This window comes from Proteus alimentorum, assembly GCF_002607735.1.
Taxonomy (GTDB): Bacteria; Pseudomonadota; Gammaproteobacteria; order Enterobacterales; family Enterobacteriaceae; genus Proteus; species Proteus alimentorum.
The window spans coordinates 171,592-191,710 of record NZ_NBVR01000013.1; the positions used below are offsets into that span (position 1 = coordinate 171,592).

Annotated in this window: 14 protein-coding genes; 7 read left to right on the forward strand and 7 right to left on the reverse strand. The window is 39.2% G+C overall.

The window, feature by feature from the left end; all coding sequences use genetic code 11:
* The first annotated feature begins 901 nt into the window (after positions 1-901).
* Positions 902-3,538 (forward strand): phosphoenolpyruvate carboxylase, encoded by a 2,637-nt coding sequence (gene ppc / locus B6258_RS02650; RefSeq protein ID WP_099073976.1) that lies wholly within the window; start codon positions 902-904, stop codon positions 3,536-3,538.
* A 61-nt stretch (positions 3,539-3,599) separates the two neighbouring features.
* Here the strand turns inward: ppc and B6258_RS02655 are convergent, their stop codons facing one another.
* Genes B6258_RS02655 through proP form a run of 3 tightly spaced genes read right to left on the reverse strand, consistent with a single transcriptional unit; the run spans position 3,600 to position 7,562 of the window.
* Positions 3,600-4,577 (reverse strand): glycosyltransferase, encoded by a 978-nt coding sequence (locus B6258_RS02655; protein ID WP_099073977.1) that lies wholly within the window; start codon positions 4,575-4,577, stop codon positions 3,600-3,602.
* Positions 4,578-4,616: 39 nt separating this feature from the next.
* Positions 4,617-6,047 carry a deoxyribodipyrimidine photo-lyase gene (phrB, locus tag B6258_RS02660; RefSeq protein WP_099073978.1) on the reverse strand — a complete coding sequence of 477 codons (1,431 nt, stop codon included), beginning with the start codon at positions 6,045-6,047 and terminating at the stop codon, positions 4,617-4,619.
* 12 nt (positions 6,048-6,059) lie between these two features.
* Positions 6,060-7,562, reverse strand: a complete 1,503-nt coding sequence (proP, locus tag B6258_RS02665) for a glycine betaine/L-proline transporter ProP (protein ID WP_099073979.1) — start codon at positions 7,560-7,562, stop codon at positions 6,060-6,062.
* A gap of 708 nt (positions 7,563-8,270) precedes the next feature.
* On the opposite strand from proP, the gene B6258_RS02670 reads away from it, so the two are divergent.
* Positions 8,271-9,284, forward strand: a complete 1,014-nt coding sequence (locus B6258_RS02670; protein WP_099073980.1) for a LysR substrate-binding domain-containing protein — start codon at positions 8,271-8,273, stop codon at positions 9,282-9,284.
* Positions 9,285-9,348: 64 nt separating this feature from the next.
* On the opposite strand, the gene B6258_RS02675 is transcribed toward B6258_RS02670, so the two are convergent.
* The 3 genes from B6258_RS02675 to B6258_RS02685 are packed head-to-tail and all read right to left on the reverse strand — an operon-like array spanning position 9,349 to position 11,794.
* Positions 9,349-10,527 (reverse strand): M20 metallopeptidase family protein, encoded by a 1,179-nt coding sequence (locus B6258_RS02675; protein ID WP_023583449.1) that lies wholly within the window; start codon positions 10,525-10,527, stop codon positions 9,349-9,351.
* Entirely contained in the window at positions 10,527-10,976 is a 450-nt protein-coding gene (locus tag B6258_RS02680; protein WP_006534124.1) for a hypothetical protein, read from the reverse strand. The genes B6258_RS02675 and B6258_RS02680 overlap by 1 nt, the downstream gene beginning before the upstream one ends.
* Complete coding sequence (locus B6258_RS02685) at positions 10,973-11,794, reverse strand: DUF3100 domain-containing protein (protein WP_023583450.1); 822 nt, start codon at positions 11,792-11,794, stop codon at positions 10,973-10,975. Before B6258_RS02685 ends, B6258_RS02680 begins: the two co-directional genes overlap by 4 nt.
* 566 nt (positions 11,795-12,360) lie before the next feature.
* Here B6258_RS02685 and poxB point away from each other — a divergent pair.
* Complete coding sequence (poxB, locus tag B6258_RS02690) at positions 12,361-14,085, forward strand: ubiquinone-dependent pyruvate dehydrogenase (RefSeq protein ID WP_099073981.1); 1,725 nt, start codon at positions 12,361-12,363, stop codon at positions 14,083-14,085.
* Positions 14,086-14,147: 62 nt separating this feature from the next.
* On the opposite strand, the gene argE is transcribed toward poxB, so the two are convergent.
* Positions 14,148-15,311, reverse strand: a complete 1,164-nt coding sequence (argE, locus tag B6258_RS02695; RefSeq protein WP_099073982.1) for an acetylornithine deacetylase — start codon at positions 15,309-15,311, stop codon at positions 14,148-14,150.
* 100 nt (positions 15,312-15,411) lie between these two features.
* Between argE and argC the strand changes: the two genes are divergently transcribed.
* The 4 genes from argC to argH all read left to right on the forward strand — a co-directional run bounded on the left by argC (position 15,412) and on the right by argH (position 19,965).
* Positions 15,412-16,416 carry an N-acetyl-gamma-glutamyl-phosphate reductase gene (argC, locus tag B6258_RS02700; RefSeq protein ID WP_099073983.1) on the forward strand — a complete coding sequence of 335 codons (1,005 nt, stop codon included), beginning with the start codon at positions 15,412-15,414 and terminating at the stop codon, positions 16,414-16,416.
* Positions 16,417-16,436: 20 nt separating this feature from the next.
* On the forward strand, positions 16,437-17,210 hold the full coding sequence (argB, locus tag B6258_RS02705; RefSeq protein ID WP_099073984.1) for an acetylglutamate kinase: 774 nt from the start codon (positions 16,437-16,439) through the stop codon (positions 17,208-17,210).
* 76 nt (positions 17,211-17,286) lie between these two features.
* A complete protein-coding gene (locus tag B6258_RS02710; RefSeq protein WP_099073985.1) occupies positions 17,287-18,495 on the forward strand; it encodes an argininosuccinate synthase in 1,209 nt (402 codons plus the stop codon).
* 87 nt (positions 18,496-18,582) lie between these two features.
* Positions 18,583-19,965, forward strand: coding sequence for an argininosuccinate lyase (gene argH / locus B6258_RS02715; RefSeq protein WP_099073986.1), 1,383 nt, complete (start codon positions 18,583-18,585; stop codon positions 19,963-19,965).
* Positions 19,966-20,119 lie beyond the last annotated feature (154 nt).

Sequence of the window (20,119 nt, forward strand, 5' to 3'; positions counted from 1 at the left end):
TAAAGATTATCAGTGGGTTATTTTTTGCTGATAATCTTTTGTCATTTTTGTGTCATATCACCCAATTTTTTTAATTTCTTTGGCTATACTTAATTTATCTCTAGTCACAAAGGAGCGATTGATGTCAAAGGTAGTAAGACAGATTGTCCCACTAAGAAATGAAATGACGGAGGTGAACCATCAAGCTAAAGAGAACTTTTGTCAGTCGCTCATGATGTGAAATTTAAGCGTCTTGAGTGGAAGTTGAAGTATGGTTACAACGTGTTAGAACGTTATTGAGAGTATAATTCGATTAACCACATTATTTACAACAGACAACTTAATTTACTGAAAGACAATTCGTTATTCTTAATTTAAAGCGCTGATATTCAGCGCTTTATTCGTTTTTATCTCATGAAAATCTTAATCGGAAATATTCATCTCGTAAAAATGTAAAAGAGAAGAAAAATAAGGAAGGAAATAGAAACATAAATTATAGCCCATCCGAGAAGTAAGCTAAAAATCAAAAAATAGACCAGACAATTTATCAATATTAAAAAAAATCATCTAAATTTCTCGCCAGATAAATTTTCACGTATCTCCCTCTTTCTAGTAAAAAACTCTTCGCAGTGGAAAAGAAACGAAAAAATGTCCTTATTCTTAATAAAATTGAGCTAGAAAAGCATGAATATTAGCCATTCTTATAAGACTAAAGCCGTAATTAAATTTCAGAAAAATCCCCCAAACCGATTATTTTCTGATATGAATAGTAGGCTAAGTAAAAAAAAGCAGTGTGGCTTATCACAAAAATCAAAATAAAGTCACATCAGAAATGAAAGTTAATTACACAACTGGGAGGACATGACTTTTCTAATAAGAAGGAGCATGTTGTTACCGCCACAAAGACAAGGTCAGGAGTCTTATGAATCAACAATATTCTGCGATGCGTAGCAATGTCAGTATGCTTGGCAAGCTACTTGGAGATACGATAAAAGAAGCACTCGGTGAAGAAATTTTAGATAAGGTTGAATCTATTCGAAAATTATCTAAATCGTCACGAGCGGGTAATGAAGTTCAGCGACAAAAACTGTTGTTGACGTTACAAAATCTGTCTAATGATGAATTATTGCCTGTTGCTAGAGCATTCAATCAATTCTTAAACCTGACGAATGTGGCAGAACAATACCATAGCATTTCGCCTCACGGAGAAGCAGCTAGCAATCCTGTGGCATTGGCAAAACTGATCACCCGACTAAAAGATAAGAATTTTACCGATGAGCAATTAAAAGAAGCCGTAGAGCAAATCTCTATTGAGCTGGTATTAACGGCACACCCAACCGAAATTGCACGTCGTACACTTATTCATAAATTGGTTGAAGTAAATACCTGTTTATCTCAACTCGACCATGATGATTTAGCAGATTACGAGCGTACGAATATTATGCGCCGTCTGCGTCAGTTAGTTGCTCAATCATGGCACACAGATGAAATTAGAAAAATTCGTCCAACGCCAATTGATGAAGCGAAATGGGGCTTTGCGGTTGTTGAAAATAGTTTATGGGAAGGTGTTCCAGCTTTCCTACGTGAATTTAATGAGCAACTTAAAGAGTCAATCGACTACAACTTACCTGTAGAAGCCTCACCTATTCGTTTTACATCATGGATGGGGGGCGACCGTGATGGTAACCCAAACGTGACAGCTGAGATTACTCGCCACGCTTTACTATTAAGCCGTTGGAAAGCCGCTGATTTATTCTTAAATGATATCCAAGTCCTCGTTTCAGAACTTTCGATGACAGAAAGTACACCTGAACTACGTGAATTGGCGGGGGGGGCTGATGTTGCAGAGCCTTATCGTGAAATTGCAAAACAGCTCCGCACTCGCTTACAAGTGACTCGTGATTATTTAGAGCAACGTATTAAAGGCCAGCAATCTCTGCCACCTGAAGGGCTACTAATTGATAACGCGGAGCTTTGGGACCCACTGTATGCGTGTTATCAATCGCTGACTCAGTGCGGTATGCGCATTATTGCTAATGGGCAACTGTTAGACACATTACGTCGTATCCGTTGTTTTGGCTTACAACTGGTTAAACTGGATATTCGTCAAGAAAGTACCAATCACACAGAAGCGCTCTCTGAATTAACACAATATTTAGAGTTGGGGGATTATGCGGCTTGGTCGGAAGAGCAAAAGCAAACATTCTTACTGGAAGAATTAAACTCTAAGCGTCCTCTTATTCCGACAAATTGGCAACCTAGTGCCCCAACACAAGAAGTCTTTGAGACTTGCCGTGTCATTGCACAATCACCAAAAGATTCTATCGCTTCTTATGTGATTTCAATGGCAAAGGTGCCTTCTGATGTATTAGCAGTAAAACTTTTATTAAAAGAAGCGGGTGCGGATATTCGCTTACCAGTTGCGCCGTTATTTGAAACACTTGAAGACTTAAATAACGCTGAAAGCGTAATGACACGCTTGTTTGATATTCCTTGGTATCGCGATCTAATTGATGATAAACAAATGGTGATGATTGGCTATTCAGACTCTGCAAAAGATGCGGGTGTGATGGCTGCGTCATGGGCACAATATCGTGCTCAAGATTCATTGATCAAACTCTGTGAAAAATCAGGCGTGACATTAACGTTATTCCATGGACGTGGCGGTACGATTGGTCGTGGCGGTGCGCCAGCTCATGCGGCATTACTTTCTCAACCACCGGGAAGCCTGAAAGGAGGCCTGCGTGTAACTGAGCAAGGTGAAATGATCCGCTTCAAGTTTGGCTTGCCACAAGTGACAATCAGCAGTCTTGCTCACTATGCCGGTGCGATTTTAGAAGCGAATCTATTGCCACCACCAGAGCCCAAAGCCCCTTGGATTGAAGTGATGGATTCATTGTCTGACGTTTCTTGTGCAATGTATCGTGACTATGTTCGAGGACAAGAAGATTTTGTACCTTACTTTAGAGCAGCAACGCCAGAAGGCGAATTAGGAAAATTACCTCTAGGTTCACGTCCTGCAAAACGCCGCCCAACGGGTGGCGTGGAAACTTTGCGTGCTATCCCGTGGATCTTCGCATGGACTCAAAATCGCTTAATGTTACCTGCTTGGTTAGGCGCTGGTGCGGCATTACAGCATGAAATTGATAGCGGAAAACAAGCGGTATTAGACGATATGTGTGAGAACTGGCCGTTCTTCAATACACGTATTGCAATGTTGGAAATGGTGTATGCCAAAGCCGATTTATGGTTAGCAGAGTATTACGATCAACGCTTAGTTGAAGAACGTTTATGGCCATTAGGCGCTAAATTACGTCAGCAACTTTCCGATGACATTAAAAGTGTACTCGCGATTTCAAAAGATGAGCATCTTATGGCGGATTTACCGTGGGTAGCTGAATCTATCGCCTTACGTAATGTCTATACTGATCCGCTGAATGTGCTTCAAGCGGAGTTATTGCAGCGTTCTCGTACTCATAGCGAGTCTGATCCCCGTATCGAACAAGCGCTAATGGTTACTATTGCAGGTATTGCAGCGGGTATGCGTAATACAGGCTAGGATCATCAGTATTTAGAAATAAAAACAGCGCTTAATAATAGCGCTGTTTTTTTATACTGATTTATTTCAATGAGGCAATAAATAGAAGGCTGTACACCCGGCAAATAAACCAGCGCTGATGCCAATTATTTACGCCTTTATTTAGCGAAGAAAAAAGCGCATGGGTACGAAATTGCTGTGCGATTAATTTTCTATTTTCTGTATCACAACATTTACGAAAAAGAATAAAAAAACTACCCAATTCACGAACTGCCTGTTGGCGGAGTGCTTTTGCTAATAACTGATCAGATTGTTTATCTGCTTCTTTTAATAGCTGTAAGATTATCTGCAAATAACTTTGTGTTCGTTTAGCTTCTTTTTGTTGGTCGGGTTTACGAGTAATAGAGTCAGGATTAGCGCAGTAATAATAGAGGGGTTGGTTATCAAAACCTATTTGTTCTGCAACAAGTGCTAATTGCGTTGTCCACAGAATATCTTCATGATAAAGCCCCTCAATAAATTGAAGTTGGTGCTTTTTTATTAAGTCATGTCGGATTAATTGCAACCAAACGAAATGTGGCCATTGATGTTGAGTGACGGCATGGATGATCCACTCACTACCTTTGATGACTTTTTGATAAGGCTGTCGTTGATGAATGGGTCTTTGGTGTTTTTTAAGATCACTTGGATTAAACCTTTCGCCATTGCCAATTAAAACATCAACGTGTTGCGTAACGGCTAATTGATACCAATGTGCGAGCAATTCAGGCTTAATAAAATCATCGCTATCAAAAAAAACTATCCATTCGCCTTGAGCATATTTTAAACCCGTATTTCTTGCGCTGGATAATCCTTGATTAGTTTGTTGATAAAGTTTCACTCTCGCATCTTTTTGGCAATACGGCATTGTGACTTCAACACTGTTATCCGTTGAACCATCATTAATAATAATGACTTCAAAATCAGTAAAAGTTTGAGTTATTAAACTATCCAATAATCTTGTGATACGCGAGGCTTCATTAAACATTGGCACAATGACAGAGATTATTGGGGGTTTCACAATATTGAACTCATTTTTGATAGATTACGTGAGGCTATTCTACCTTTTTTTTGCCTCTTCATAAGCCTCAATGGCATTTATTCGTGCTTTGGCGTGATCCACTATCGGTAAAGGATAATCGAGAGAATTATTAGTTTTTGCCGCCCATTCGTGAGGTGTATGAATATATCGACTTGGTACATTAGCAAGCTCAGGAAGCCAATGGCGGATAAATTCACCATCAGGATCAAACTTACGACCTTGGGTGGTAGGATTAAAAATTCGAAAATAAGGTACGGCATCAGTGCCTGTTGATGCAGCCCACTGCCAACCCCCATTATTTGATGCGAAATCACCATCAATCAGTTGTGACATAAAATAACGCTCACCCCAACGCCAATCAATTAACAAGTCTTTGATAAGAAAGCTTGCCGTGAGCATACGTAAGCGGTTATGCATCCAACCTGTTTGGTTAAGCTGTCGCATCGCAGCATCAATAATAGGGAACCCCGTAGCGCCTTGAGTCCAAGCACTAAATTCATCTTGGCTGTTACGCCAATTGATTTTTTCTGTCCAAAGTTGAAAGGCAATGTGTTTACATAAATTAGGATTTGCCACAATTAAGTGTTGGTAAAATTCTCGCCAGATTAATTCGTTAAACCAGACAAAAGCACCTGATGTACTATTTTCTAAAAAGTCAGGTTCTGTTTGGTAAAGGCGGTTAAAACATTGTCGAATAGACAGTAATCCAATCGAAAGATAGGGGGATAATCGACTTGTGCCATCAACTGCAGGAATATCTCGCCATTTTGCATAATGTGGGATGCTTTCATAACAGAATTGTTTTAAGCGTTTCAGTGCCTCTTCTTCAGTAGAGATAAATGAGAGCGAGCTGGTATTTTCAAGTGAAAATAGCGGTGCTTTTAAAGGTAATACTGCTTTTTGATGTGTTCTGACCTCAGGGATAGGTAATGAAGCGTTATCTTGTGAAAAAAAGAGTCGTAAGAATGCATTTCTAAAGGGCGTAAAAACCTTATACATCTCCCCTTGTTGGGTGACTACATTACCCGGTGGAATAAACACATTATCATGATAAGCATAAACGGTTGTCTTATTCTCTAGTAACTCAGTGACTTTTTTATCACGGCATTGTTCATTAAGGGCATATTGGTGATTGAAAAAAAGCGCAGTGACTTGATGTTGTTGGCAATATTCAGCCACTTTATGAGCTGCATTTGAATAAGTATCGCTAATCACCACTGTTAGTGGAATATTGAGTTTTGCCAGTGATATTGAAAGATCTAACAAAGCATGATGAATGAACGCCTGACATGACAAAGCCATATTGTGGGCTTCCCATTGTTCAGGCGTTACGGTGAAAATAGCATGCACCTGTGCTTGTTTATCTTGGCAAGCGTGAAAGAGTGCCTTGTTATCCGTCACTCTTAAATCATTACGAAACCAAACCAAATGAACAGAAGACGGGTGCATGTGACCTCTCTCTTAATCTAATTTAGGATGTTGATCGATAAGTGCTTGGCGTTTTTTCTGTAATGCTTCGATTTCTGCTTCAATATCTTCAACACGTTGTTCGATATTATCATAATGCTCAGACAGAATTTCTTTTGCTTCTGATCTATCTGATGCCGCAGGTGTTGCACCTCGTAACGGTTTATTTGCGGTTTCGATCATTTTGATACCTGTTATCAAACCGACAACAGCGACAATCATCAGGTAATAAGCTGGCATATATAGATCACCCGTTGCTTCAACTAACCAAGCTGCTGCTGTTGGTGTTGCCCCTGCAACTAATACCGAAATATTAAACGCAATGGCTAATGCACTATAACGAATATGGGTTGGGAATATGGCCGGTAAAATAGACGCCATAACCCCCGTAAAGCAGTTGAGTAGAACGGCAAGAATTAATAATCCTAAGAAAATTAAGCCGATTTCATCACTGTTAATCATCATAAATGCAGGGTAAGCAAGAATAAACAATCCAATGCTACCGCCAATAACAAATGGCTTACGGCCAATTTTGTCGCTAAGTAACCCAATGACAGGTTGCACAAACAACATCCCTATCATAATCGCGATGATGATCAGTACACCGTGGTCTGCCGAATAATTTAGGTTATGAGATAAATAACTCGGCATATACGTTAATAACATATAGTAGGTTACGTTAGTGGCAATCACCAAACCGACACATACCGTTAAGCTTTTCCAATATTTTGATGCAATTTCACGTAATGAAACACGCGGTGGATTTTCGATAGATTTACGGTCATCGCTGTTCATTTCATCAACATGTTGTTGGAATGCTGGCGTTTCTTCTAAAGCATGACGTAAATATAAGCCAATAAGACCTAAAGGTAATGCTAAGAAGAACGGGATACGCCATCCCCACTCATGAAAGGCTGCTTCTCCAAGGATAGTAGAGATAAGAACAACAACACCAGCACCCATAACAAAACCAGCAATAGAACCAAAATCTAACCAGCTTCCCATAAATCCACGTTTACGGTCTGGTGAGTATTCAGCAACGAAAATCGCCGCTCCTGAATATTCACCGCCAATGGAGAAACCTTGTGCTAATTTAGCGAGTAATAATAAAACGGGAGCCCAGATACCAATAGTTTCATAAGCAGGAATAAGACCAATGGCAAAGGTACTGAGCGCCATAATAATGATGGTGACAGATAACACTTTCTGGCGACCAAATTTATCCCCTAACATTCCGAACACAATGCCCCCTAAAGGTCTTACAAGGAATGGCACGGAGAATGTGGCAAGGGCGGCAATCATCTGTACACCTGGAGATGCACCGGGGAAGAAGACTTGACCTAAGACATATGCAAGGAAGCCGTAGACACCAAAGTCAAACCATTCCATGGCATTACCTAATGCCGCCGCCGTAATGGCTTTCTTCAACTTACTATCATCAATAATAGTTATATCGTTGATTTGTAGTGGTTTGTTTCTTTTTTTCTTCATTTTCATATTAAGTGACCTTTATTAAGGTAATTGTGATTTTTTTGTTTATCAATTAATTAAAAGAAATGAAGTGACTATTTGTTAGCGAGAAGAGTGAGTGATAAAAATTCACTAAAAAACAGCTTACTTCTACCAAATTTAAATAGTGGTATTAAGCTAATAGATAAGAGAATATTTATTAAGTATAGATGAGTTTGAATAAGATATGAGAAAGTTTTCTTTGTTGTTTTGATATAACAAAACAGGGCCTCTATGTATTAAAATGTGATCAATATCATAACGTAATTCTGCTTTTGTGTAAAATCCATGGCGTTACTGATGGTTAATTTGCGTTAAGCTAATCGAAAACTTCACGTAAACCAATAAAAAAACAAACTCATTTTTTATTTTAATAACAATATGTTATGTCTATTGCCTATTTCTTTTTGATATAGGCTAACGTATTTGTATGAGCATTGTGCATAATGCAAGGTCTGATAGATAAATAGAAAATAATAACGCTTTATTTTACTTAATTATTCGAGAGAATAATCAAGATGAAAATGTGGATAATAGAATAGATTTCGCTATTCTTATTATAAGATTATATCAAGATAGTTATGGGATATGACTACAGAGATATTAAAGGTCGCCAAGCGTTACCTATATTTAGAATAACAATTTATAAATTTAATAATTAACCGCGCATTTGTGCAGATTAACCCAGGTACCTCTATGAACATTAATCAACTGAAAAGCTTTGTTGAAGTCGTGAAAAATAATTTCAACATTACTAATGCGGCTGAAAAACTTTATACCTCACAACCGACAATCAGTAAGCAACTAAAAATATTAGAAGATGAATTAAGTGTGTCGCTGTTTGTGCGTAAAAATAATAACTTATTAGCATTAAGCCCGATGGGTAAAGAAGTCCATAAAATTGCTTGCGATATTCTTGGGCAAGTTGACCGAATCAAAAGCATTGTGGCTGAAGAAGATCGTAATAAAAAAGTCGATTTACATATTGCGACAACACACACTCAAATACGTTATTCATTACCGAATGTGATTGATCACTTTCGTCGCTATTACCCTAATATTTCGCTACATTTTCATCAAGGTGCACCGGCTCAATTAGCGGAAATGGTTAAAAATGGCGATGTGGATTTTGCTATTGCAACAGAATCTATGCACCTTTATGAAGATCTCATTACACTGCCTTGTTACCGCTGGACGCGTAGTCTATTAGTCCCTTATGACCATCCTCTTGCTTTATTGAAAGACGATGAGCCAGTTACCATCGAGCAAATGGCAGAGTATCCACTGATTACTTATGTTTTTGGTTTTACAAGAGGATCTAAATTAGACAAGGTATTTTATAAAAATAATCTTAAGCCTAAGGTGGCGTTAACCGCGACGGATACAGAGATTATTAAATACTATGTTAAGCGACATTTAGGCATCGGTGTTATTGCGGCAGCCTCTTATGATGAGACTGAAGATGGTGGCGCATTAAAATGTATTAATATCGATCATTTAGTGCAACCGAGTTATACCCATATCTGTGTCAGTAAACATACTCATATGAAAGATTATATGCATGAGTTTATTTCTCTTTATGCGCCACATATTGATAAAAATATTATTCAGATGCCAGAGCAGTGGGAAACCCAATGGCACAGTAACGAGGTTTACCAAGGATTACCTGATTTACGTTCAGTCAATGTGAATAATAGCGTTGCAGAATAGACGCCAGAATAAAAAAGCCCGTTTTGCGGGGGCAATAACGGGCTTAGGGCAGAATAATAAGAGATTATCGAGTCAGAATATTAACAAAAATCTGAGCTCCGACGAGTAAACAATCATCATCGACAAAATAAGGATTGGCGTGAAGGTAATTATTAATCCCTTTCGCTTGATTACCACTTCCTAAGAAGAACATTGCACCGACTTTGCCTTTTGTGGCGTTAACCATATAGCTAAAGTCTTCACTGCCTGTCATTGGCTTACCGTTCGATTCAATATTCTCTTCTGGTAAGAATTTACGCATCGCATCTAATAAACGCTGATGCGCAGTTGGGTGGTTCACAACAGCAGGGTATCCGCTATAGCTTAATGTGGTTTTAAATCCGCCAGCTGTACTGCGTGCAACGATTTCATCAAAACTTGCTTTTAGTACTTGGTCGGTATTTTCATCCATAGAACGGATAGTACCGCGAGCTTGTACGTGATCAGCTAATGCATTAGGGATAGTTCCCCCATTGATCATGCCACAACCAAAGACGGCTGGGCTAAATGGATCTGTTTTTTTCGCAACAACATAATCCATATAATCAATCAAGCGTGTTGCTTCACGAATGGCATCTAAACCTTTGTGTGGTGTTGAACCATGTGCAGAAACACCATAAACATCTAATGTCCATGCAGAGCCATAAGATGACATCACACCATCATTAAAGCGAACACAACCCGTTTCAATCGCTGCATCGTTATGAAGTGCGTAAGTTTCATCAACGCCTTCCATGCAACCTAGTTCAACCATTTTTTCAGCGCCAGGTACACGCATATCTTCTTCAGCCATTTGGAAAATAAAGCGAACGTTCGCGCTCATCTCTTCTCTATTTTCGGCAAGATATTTAGCACTGGTTAATGCCATGGTCATATGAGTATCGTGACCACAGTTATGCGCACAACCTTGGTGAACTGAACTATGTTCATTATTGGTTAAGTCTGGCATTTCTAATCCGTCCATATCAGCACGGATAGCAATTAATGGAAATTCAGAATTGACAATTAAGTCTGCTGTGAAACCGGTATATCCATCAAAAGTTTTAATTTGATAACCAAAACTTTCCATTAATTCACGACAGTATTTAGATGTTTTATATTCTTCACCTGATAGCTCAGGTATTTTGTGCAGATCTTGTCGTGTTTTTTTACTAAAATCATTTAATTGAAAGAGTTTTTCACTGACATTATAAATATTATTCATTAGATAACTCCCTGGATAGTAAATCCAATTTGCGCGACGATTGATGCGCCAAAGAAACAACAAGTAGAAACAATCATGAAAATAAGAATAACTTTCCATGACATTTTCTTAAGTTCTTCTAATTGACCACCAACAGATAAACCAGCAAATGCTAATAAAGGAACACAACAAGATAAGAAAGAAACTTTACCAATAGAACTAATAAAGAAATCTCTTACCGGAGTTTCGGGTAAACAAATAAGGATCCCGATAATTGTTGCATAAGCAAATGTTGGTAAAGATGAAGGTAAATAATGTTTTGCAACGAGTGAAATAAATACCACTAATGACATAGCAATAAAGCTATCCCACATTGCATAAAGAGCGATCCCTGATGTTAACGTCTGAGTAAACATTGCCAGTAAAATAGCAACGAATACAAATTTCATATCAATAATTATATTTTTCATGCAGTTTTGCCTCTGGTGAAAATTTTATAAATTTTTTCTGAAAGAGGTAAACCTAAATAGGTTAATGACAGTGCGCCTAATGCTGAAGATAATAAGTTAGATGCAGCGGCAACACTTAATACTTGCTGTGCTAATGCTTCATCAAGACCATTAATTAATGCACCTGATGCAGCACTTAACATTGAACCTGAACCCACGCCAGAGCCTGCTGCAAGAGCAAGTGGATGTAATCCAGTTAATGGAGCAATACTACCTAATACGCTAAACCATAAAGTGCCGATAACAGAACCACATAAATAAATGGCTAATACACCAATATATTCTTGAGAGCCTGTACCAAATTTACCTTGAATAACAGCGATAGAAGGTTCACGGCTAATAGATGAACAAGCACCAATTGCACGACGACCAAATCCAAATTTAATGGCTAATGGAACCGCAATTAATACAGGTAATAAGTTGCCGAGTTCCTGAACAAATAAAGGAATGCCGACACTTAAAATCATTTTAATATTAGGAACAATCATTCCTGCATATTGTGTGCCTAAAATAAGCAGGCTGAAACCTACCATTTTACCGCAGAAGCCTTCTTCTTTTTCTGTGAATAATTTACCCCATACTTTAATTTTTTTACGGGTAAATCCAGCAGATATACACATACCAATAATGACAGCAAATAGCATTGGTAAAATAGGTATTACTGCAATGCCAATCTTAATTTCTTTTTTACCAATAACATATTGTGAAATAAAAATTAAGAAAAGGACTGCCAGAATACTAATAAAGAAAACCTTTATCGGACTTCTACTTTTGTCCATCCGTTAATCTCCGTTGAAAAATAATCAGGCTTTATTCTAGAGGACAAAAAGCAAAAGGTAGCGTGACCAATGTCATGTTTATTTCATACCTCTTTTTCATGGGGCATGAAATAATACAATGGTGATAAATTTATTAACAAATAGGAGAAAGTTAAATTTTTCAATAAAGACAGCGAGTAAGGCTGAAATGAGTCAGCTTAATTGTTAATAAAAATGTGAAGAGAAAAATCATTATTAAAAATTATTTTAATTATTAAAATAATCCTATAATGAAGCATTGTCTATAATTTAATAAATAATAATACGTTATTAATGAGATATATTCTTATTTGATGCGGTTATTATAAATTTAATGAATGCATTTGGAAGTGATATTTTATTTTTGTGTTTTTCAGGGCTTATTTTATCTCCACAGTGACATTATAGTAATTGGTGTTATTCTTTATATTTGAGTTAGTAAGATGATTTTCTCTGCAAGCTGATGAGGTAAAGAAACAGAATATGGGAAGAAAATAAGTGTAGCTCGCAGAGGCGCGATTCACCCAAAACTGAGGAAAAACATCACCATGAGTAAGCAAACAGTTGCAACCTATATTGCTAAAGTACTCCATAATGCAGGTGTAAAACGTATTTGGGGCGTGACAGGCGATTCTCTCAATGGATTAAGTGATAGCTTGCGAAAGATGGGAACGATTGAATGGATGGGAACCCGCCATGAAGAAGTCGCGGCTTTTGCCGCAGGAGCTGAAGCCGCAGTTAATGGTCAATTAGCGGTTTGTGCAGGCTCTTGTGGCCCTGGAAATTTACATCTTATCAATGGGCTTTTTGATTGCCATCGTAATCATGTGCCTGTATTAGCCATTGCTGCGCATATTCCTTCTGCTGAAATTGGTAGCAATTATTTTCAAGAAACACATCCTCAAGAACTGTTTCGCGAATGTAGCCATTATTGTGAGTTAGTCTCTAACCCAGAACAAATTCCCCAAATACTCGCTATTGCAATGCGAACTGCTATTTTGAAAAAAGGGGTGGCTGTCGTTGTTTTACCGGGAGATGTGGCACTAAAACCCGCGCCAGAAGATGCGCATGAAAATTGGTATCCATTGCAGTTTCCTCTCATCATGCCAAATCGTTTCGAAATCGAAAAATTATCTGATGCATTAAATAATGCAAAAAATATCACCTTAATGTGTGGTGCTGGATGTGCTCAAGCTCGCGACGAAGTGATTAAACTGGCTCAAACTTTAAAAGCCCCAGTTGTACACGCTTTGCGGGGGAAAGAGTACATTGAGTGGAATAATCCCTACAGTGTCGGAATGACAGGATTAATTGGTTTTTCATCGGGTTATCATGCAATGGAAAATGCTGATACTTTGGTGTTATTAGGTACACAATTCCCTTATCGTGCATTTTATCCATCAAAAGCCAATATTATTCAAATCGATATTAATCCGAGCAGTCTTGGTTCACATTGCCATGTTGATATGGCGATGATTGGCGATATCAAAGCCACTTTAAATGCGATACAACCTCGTTTAAAAGAAAAAACAGATACAACGCATCTTGATGCTTCATTAAAACATTATGCTAAGGCACGACAAGATCTAGATGCGCTTGCACAACCTAGTGAGCGTGAGCTTATTCATCCACAATATCTGGCACGCCGATTAAGTGAATTGGCAAATGATGATGCGATTTTTACTTGTGATGTAGGAACACCAACGGTATGGGCAGCCCGTTATGTTGGAATGAATGGGAAACGTCGTTTACTGGGCTCTTTTAATCACGGCTCTATGGCAAATGCAATGGCTCAAGCCATTGGTGCGCAGGCGTTAGATAGAAAGCGTCAAGTGGTTGCAATGTGTGGTGATGGTGGATTTACCATGCTAATGGGGGATTTTATCTCATTGGCTCAAATGAATTTACCTGTGAAAGTGATTATTTTTAATAACAGTGTATTAGGCTTTGTCGCGATGGAGATGAAAGCCGGTGGTTATTTAACTGATGGTACGGATTTACATAATCCGGATTTTGCGGCTATTGCTAATGCGTCTGGTATCAAAGGTATTCGAGTAGAAAAAGGTGAAGATTTAGATAATGCTCTAAAAGAGGCTTTTGAACATGATGGCCCTGTGATTGTCGATGTGGTAACCGCAAAACAAGAGCTGTCAATGCCTCCTGAAGTGAAGTTTGAACAAGCAAAAGGGTTTAGCCTGTATATGATGAAAGCGATTATTAATGGTCGAGGAGATGAGATTGTTCAACTCGCGAAAACGAATTGGTTACGCTAGTTATTAAGTCAGGCTGAAGAAAAATAACCCTATCAATATAAACCGATAGGGTTATTTTTTTATTATTGGGTTTTCTCTGTTAAACAGAAGTTTTCAATTAATTGCCCCATTAATTCACGAGTTGGCTCAATAAATGCCATATCAATAAACTCATCAGGTTGGTGGGCTTGTTCAATAGAACCAGGGCCTAAAACTAAGGTAGGGCAGAGATCTTGAATAAACGGCGCTTCAGTACAGTAATTCACCGTTTGCGCTTTCTCACCTAATAGTTTTTCGATCACGGCGACCATTTTATGATCGGTCGGGCACTCATAACCCGGAATAGGATCGTGTAACGCTTCAACACTTAACCGTCCCGGCCAACGTGCTTTGACTGGCGCTAATGTTTCGTGAAGTAAATCATCCAAGTCTTGTAACGTTAATCCTGGTAATGGGCGAATATCCATATGTAATTCACAACAAGCACAAATTCTATTTGCTGCATCTCCGCCATTAATATAACCAAAGTTCATCGTTGGATAAGGGATAACAAACGCAGGGTTATTATAGCGAGTTTTTAACGTATCGCGCAGAGTACTAAGGTGAGTAATAGATTCATGCATCAGTTCTATCGCATTCACACCTTTTTCAGGATCACTCGAGTGCCCTGACTGTCCTGTAATACGTATTGCATTCGATAAATGCCCTTTATGAGCACGAATAGGTTTTAGCGATGTAGGTTCGCCAATAATGGCAAAATCAGGACGAATTGCTGTATTCGCGGCAAAATAACGCGCCCCTGCCATAGAGGTTTCTTCATCTGCGGTGGCGAGAATATAGAGAGGGTGAGCTAACGTCTTAGTATCTACATCTCGTAATGCATCGAGAATAAAGGCAAAAAAGCCTTTCATATCGGCAGTACCTAAGCCGTATAACTTATTTTCTTTTTCTGTCAGCGTAAAAGGATCTTGCGTCCAACGACCTTCATCAAAAGGTACTGTGTCAGTGTGACCACAAAGTAATAATCCCCCTTTTCCCGTTCCTAATGTTGCCAGAAGGTTAAATTTACCTCGTGTTTCGGGTACAGGTTGGATTTCAATTGAAAAACCCAATATTTCCAACCAATTAGCAAGCAAGTTAATCAATGCTTCATTACTTTGATCATTTTTAGCGTCTGTCGCACTGATAGAGGGTGTTGCAATTAATTGACGATAAATCTCAATAAATGTAGGTAATTTAATATTCACTGTTGACAGCCTTTCTTCATAATAGTATCAATATTCATGCACTTTTTTTGAATAAAAATACATTAATCGGTTTGTGTTCATAGTACAAGGTAAGAATGACATGTTAAATACTCTGATTGTAGGAGCAAGTGGTTACACTGGCGCTGAATTAGCCGCCTATCTTCAGCAGCATCCTCATGTGAATTTGAGCAGACTGATGGTATCAGCTCAAAGTGCAGATGCAGGAAAATGCTTTTCTGAACTTCATCCACAATATCGTGGTTTAGTGGATCTTCCACTTGAGCCGATGGTTGATGTCGCTAAAGCCGCTGAAAACATTGATATCGTTTTTCTCGCAACAGCTCATGAAGTCAGCCATGACATTGCCCCTATCTTTTTAGAGCAAGGTTGTGTGGTATTCGATTTATCTGGTGCCTATCGAGTACAAAACAAGCATTTTTATCAACAATACTATGGATTCGAGCATAAGAATACTGATTGGTTATCACAGGCAGTTTATGGATTGGCTGAATGGAATGCTGACATTATTAGTCAGGCGCAATTAATTGCTGTGCCGGGCTGTTATCCAACAGTCTCTCAGTTGTCACTAAAACCTTTAGTGGAAGCGGGACTTTTAGATACCGCACAGTGGCCTGTGATTAATGCGACTAGTGGTGTGAGCGGTGCAGGTAGAAAAGCCTCTCTAACCAGCAGCTTTTGTGAAGTGAGTTTGCAACCTTATGGCGTGTTTACGCATCGTCATCAACCGGAAATTGCAACACATCTGGGTATTGATGTGATTTTTACACCGCATTTAGGCAACTTTGCTAGAGGGATCTTAGCCACTATCACCTGTAAGTTAAAAGCAGGTGTGACACAAGAGGATGTAAGACAAGTCTTTGAAGATGCTTATCAAGATAAACCATTAGTGCGTGTTTATGAAAAAGGATTACCTGCATTAAAAGCTGTTGTAGGAACCGCATTCTGTGATATCGGATTTGCTCAACAAGGTGAACATCTGATTGTGGTCGGTGTTGAAGATAACTTGTTGAAAGGGGCTGCTGCACAAGCAGTGCAATGTATGAACATTCGGTTTGGTTTCGCTGAAACCGAATCACTTATTTAAATAATGAGTAGGGAAGTTTCATGGAACCATTAATTATCAAACTGGGTGGTGTGCTCCTTGATAATGAAGAAGCGTTAACACGATTTTTCACTGCATTACAACAGTATCGCTCAACACATTCACGCCCTTTAGTCATCGTACATGGTGGTGGCTGTTTAGTGGATGAGTTGATGGGCAAATTGCAATTGCCTGTGGTGAAAAAGCAAGGTCTTCGTGTCACACCCGCTGATCAGATAGACATCATCACAGGGGCACTTGCCGGAAGCGCCAATCAAACCTTGTTATCGTGGGCAACTAAGTTTGGGCTTAATGGTGTGGGGCTTTCTTTGGGTGATGGGCAATTAGCTAAAGTCACCCAAATCAATGAAGAGTTAGGTCATGTAGGAAATGCAAATCCCGGCTCTCCTGATTTACTCAATTTATTATTGGGTGCTGGCTATCTACCTATTATCAGTTCTATCGGTATGACTGAAAAAGGCGAACTGATGAATGTGAATGCTGACCAAGCAGCGACCGCTATTGCTGAAACATTAGGTGCTGATTTAGTTCTGCTTTCTGATGTCAGTGGCATTTTAGATGGTAAAGGCCAGAAGATTGCCGAGATGTCAGCTGAAAAAGCACAGATGTTAATCGACCAAGGCATTATCACTGACGGCATGATAGTGAAAGTAAACGCGGCATTGGAAGCGGCTAAAACGTTAGGACGACCTGTTGAAATCGCAAGTTGGCGCCATGCTGAAAAACTGACGGCACTGTTTAATGGTGTTGCAGTCGGAACTCGTATTTTAGCTTAAAAAATCACTCTAGAAATCTTATCGCTATTTGATCGTTGGCAGAATTTAAACAAATTGGGAATTGAAGGTTATTACTATGACTAAAGGTATTAAGAAAATCGTATTGGCATACTCTGGCGGATTGGATACTTCGGCAATCATTCCTTGGCTAAAAGAGCATTATGATAACTGTGAGGTTGTCGCTTTTGTTGCTGATGTGGGTCAAAGCCGTGATGATTTAGTGGGTGTGGAACAAAAAGCGTTAGCATCAGGTGCTTCTGAGTGTCATATCGTCGATTTACGCGAAGAGTTTATCAAAGATTATGTTTACCCTGTATTAAAAACAGGCGCGTTATATGAAGGTAGCTACTTATTAGGTACTTCAATGGCACGTCCTGTTATTGCTAAAGCACAAGTTGAACTCGCCTTAAAATTAGGTGCTGATGCGGTTGCTCATGGTGCAACGGGTAAAGGTAACGATCAGGTTCGTTTTGAAAGTACTTATGCGGCTCTTGCGCCACAACTTAAAGTGGTCGCGCCTTGGAGAGAGTGGGATCTACGTTCCCGTGAAGCGCTGTTGGATTACCTAAAAGTCCGTAACATCCCAACCACAGCAACCCTTGAGAAAATTTACAGCCGTGATGAAAACGCATGGCATATCTCAACAGAAGGTGGCGTATTAGAAAGCCCATGGAATGCCTCAAACGAAGATTGTTGGGCATGGACCGTTGATCCGAAGAAAGCGCCAGAAACACCTGAACTCGTTACTGTCACGGTAAAAGCAGGGGAAGTTGTTGCGGTAAACGGTAAAACACAATCACCTTTTGAATGTTTAGACACCTTAAATGCATTAGGCGTTAAACACGGTATCGGACGTATTGATATTGTTGAAAACCGTTTAGTGGGAATGAAATCTCGTGGCTGCTATGAAACGCCGGGGGGCACTATCATGATGGCTGCTCTGCGTGGTGTTGAGCAATTGGTGCTTGATAGAGATGCTTTTAAATGGCGTCAACAACTAGGCTTAGAGATGTCTTATGTGGCTTATGATGGTCGTTGGTTTACGCCAATTCGTGCTTCATTACAAGCCGCTGCAGAATCGCTGGCAAACGATGTGAATGGCGAAGTGGTTTTAGAGCTTTATAAAGGTCATGTAAATGCTATTCAGAAGAAATCAGATAACAGTCTGTATTCTGAAGAATTTGCAACTTTTGGTGAAGATGAAGTTTACGATCACAGCCATGCTGAAGGGTTTATCCGTTTATATTCCTTACCATCACGTATTCGTGCATTGAGTAAGAAATAAGGTTAAACAATAGAGTGATGCTATATATCTATATATAGGGCATCACTCTCACTCTTTTATTACATAGAATAAATACAGGAAGCGATTATGGCACTCTGGGGTGGACGTTTTAGTCAGGAAGCTGATCAACGGTTTAAACAATTCAATGATTCACTGCGGTTTGATTTTCGACTGGCACAACAGGATATCTTTGGCTCAGTAGCTTGGTCTAAAGCGTTAGTCACAGTTGGCGTATTGTCGCAAGATGAACAAGCTCAACTTGAGCAAGCTTTAAATGAATTATCAGAAGAAGTAACAGCAAACCCGCAATCTATTTTGCAAAGTGATGCAGAAGATATCCATAGCTGGGTTGAAAGTAAGCTTATTGCCAAAGTGGGTGATTTAGGTAAAAAATTACATACGGGTCGTAGCCGTAATGATCAGGTCGCAACAGACTTAAAATTATGGTGTAAAGAAGAAGTTATTCATCTTCGCCAAGCGATTGTGGAGCTACAAAAAGCCTTAGTGATCACCGCAGAACAAAATCAAAATGCAGTGATGCCGGGTTATACCCATTTACAGCGCGCTCAGCCAGTCACTTTTGCGCATTGGTGTTTAGCATACAATGAAATGCTAGCCAGAGATGAAAGTCGCTTAGCTGATGCATTAAAACGTTTAGATGTTAGTCCATTAGGTTGTGGGGCTTTAGCCGGAACAGCTTATGATATTGATCGTCAACAATTAGCGGGATGGCTGGGGTTTGCGGGGGCAACCAATAATAGCTTAGATAGCGTATCCGATCGTGATCATGTCTTAGAGCTATTATCCTCGGCAGCTATTGGTATGGTGCATTTATCTCGTTTTGCAGAAGATCTTATTTTCTTTAATAGTGGTGAAGCGGGTTTTATTGAATTATCAGATAAAGTGACTTCCGGCTCATCATTAATGCCACAAAAGAAAAACCCAGATGCACTTGAGCTTATCCGTGGGAAATGCGGACGAGTACAAGGTGCATTAACAGGTATGATGATGACCTTAAAAGGCCTGCCTCTCGCTTACAATAAAGATATGCAAGAAGATAAAGAAGGGCTGTTTGACGCGATCGATACATGGTCTGATTGTTTGCACATGGCAACGCTTGTTCTTGATGGGATCCAAATCCGCCGCTCTCGTTGTGAAGAAGCCGCAAAACAAGGCTATGCTAATGCCACTGAACTGGCAGATTATCTTGTTGCTAAAGGTGTACCATTTCGTGAAGCTCACCATATTGTGGGTGAAGTGGTTGTTTGCGCCATTGAGCAAGGGAAAGCGATTGAAGAGCTCCCTCTTTCTGAATTACAGATGTTTAACAGTAAAATTATGATTGATGTGTACGATATTTTATCGCTTCAATCTTGTTTAGATAAACGTCTTGCCAAAGGGGGTGTTTCTCAAAAACAGGTCGCTAATGCGATAGCACAAGCCAAAAAAGTTTTAAATATGGATAAATAAGAAAAGCGTTTATCTAAGACAACTTACTGTTATTCAAAAAGAACAGAGTGAATTTCACTCTGTTCTTTTATTTTACATTGCCGATAATATCTATACTCATTTTGGATCCTTTAGAGGATGAAGTAATGAGTGAAAAATGCCGTAAACTTTGTCC

Coding starts and splice junctions, on each gene's coding strand:
- ppc (WP_099073976.1), top strand. CDS start 902: ATGAATCAACAATATTCTGCGATGCGTAGCAATGTCAGTATGCTTGGC.
- phrB (WP_099073978.1), bottom strand. CDS start 6,047: ATGCACCCGTCTTCTGTTCATTTGGTTTGGTTTCGTAATGATTTAAGA.
- proP (WP_099073979.1), bottom strand. CDS start 7,562: ATGAAAATGAAGAAAAAAAGAAACAAACCACTACAAATCAACGATATA.
- B6258_RS02670 (WP_099073980.1), top strand. CDS start 8,271: ATGAACATTAATCAACTGAAAAGCTTTGTTGAAGTCGTGAAAAATAAT.
- B6258_RS02675 (WP_023583449.1), bottom strand. CDS start 10,527: ATGAATAATATTTATAATGTCAGTGAAAAACTCTTTCAATTAAATGAT.
- B6258_RS02680 (WP_006534124.1), bottom strand. CDS start 10,976: ATGAAAAATATAATTATTGATATGAAATTTGTATTCGTTGCTATTTTA.
- B6258_RS02685 (WP_023583450.1), bottom strand. CDS start 11,794: ATGGACAAAAGTAGAAGTCCGATAAAGGTTTTCTTTATTAGTATTCTG.
- poxB (WP_099073981.1), top strand. CDS start 12,361: ATGAGTAAGCAAACAGTTGCAACCTATATTGCTAAAGTACTCCATAAT.
- argC (WP_099073983.1), top strand. CDS start 15,412: ATGTTAAATACTCTGATTGTAGGAGCAAGTGGTTACACTGGCGCTGAA.
- argB (WP_099073984.1), top strand. CDS start 16,437: ATGGAACCATTAATTATCAAACTGGGTGGTGTGCTCCTTGATAATGAA.
- B6258_RS02710 (WP_099073985.1), top strand. CDS start 17,287: ATGACTAAAGGTATTAAGAAAATCGTATTGGCATACTCTGGCGGATTG.
- argH (WP_099073986.1), top strand. CDS start 18,583: ATGGCACTCTGGGGTGGACGTTTTAGTCAGGAAGCTGATCAACGGTTT.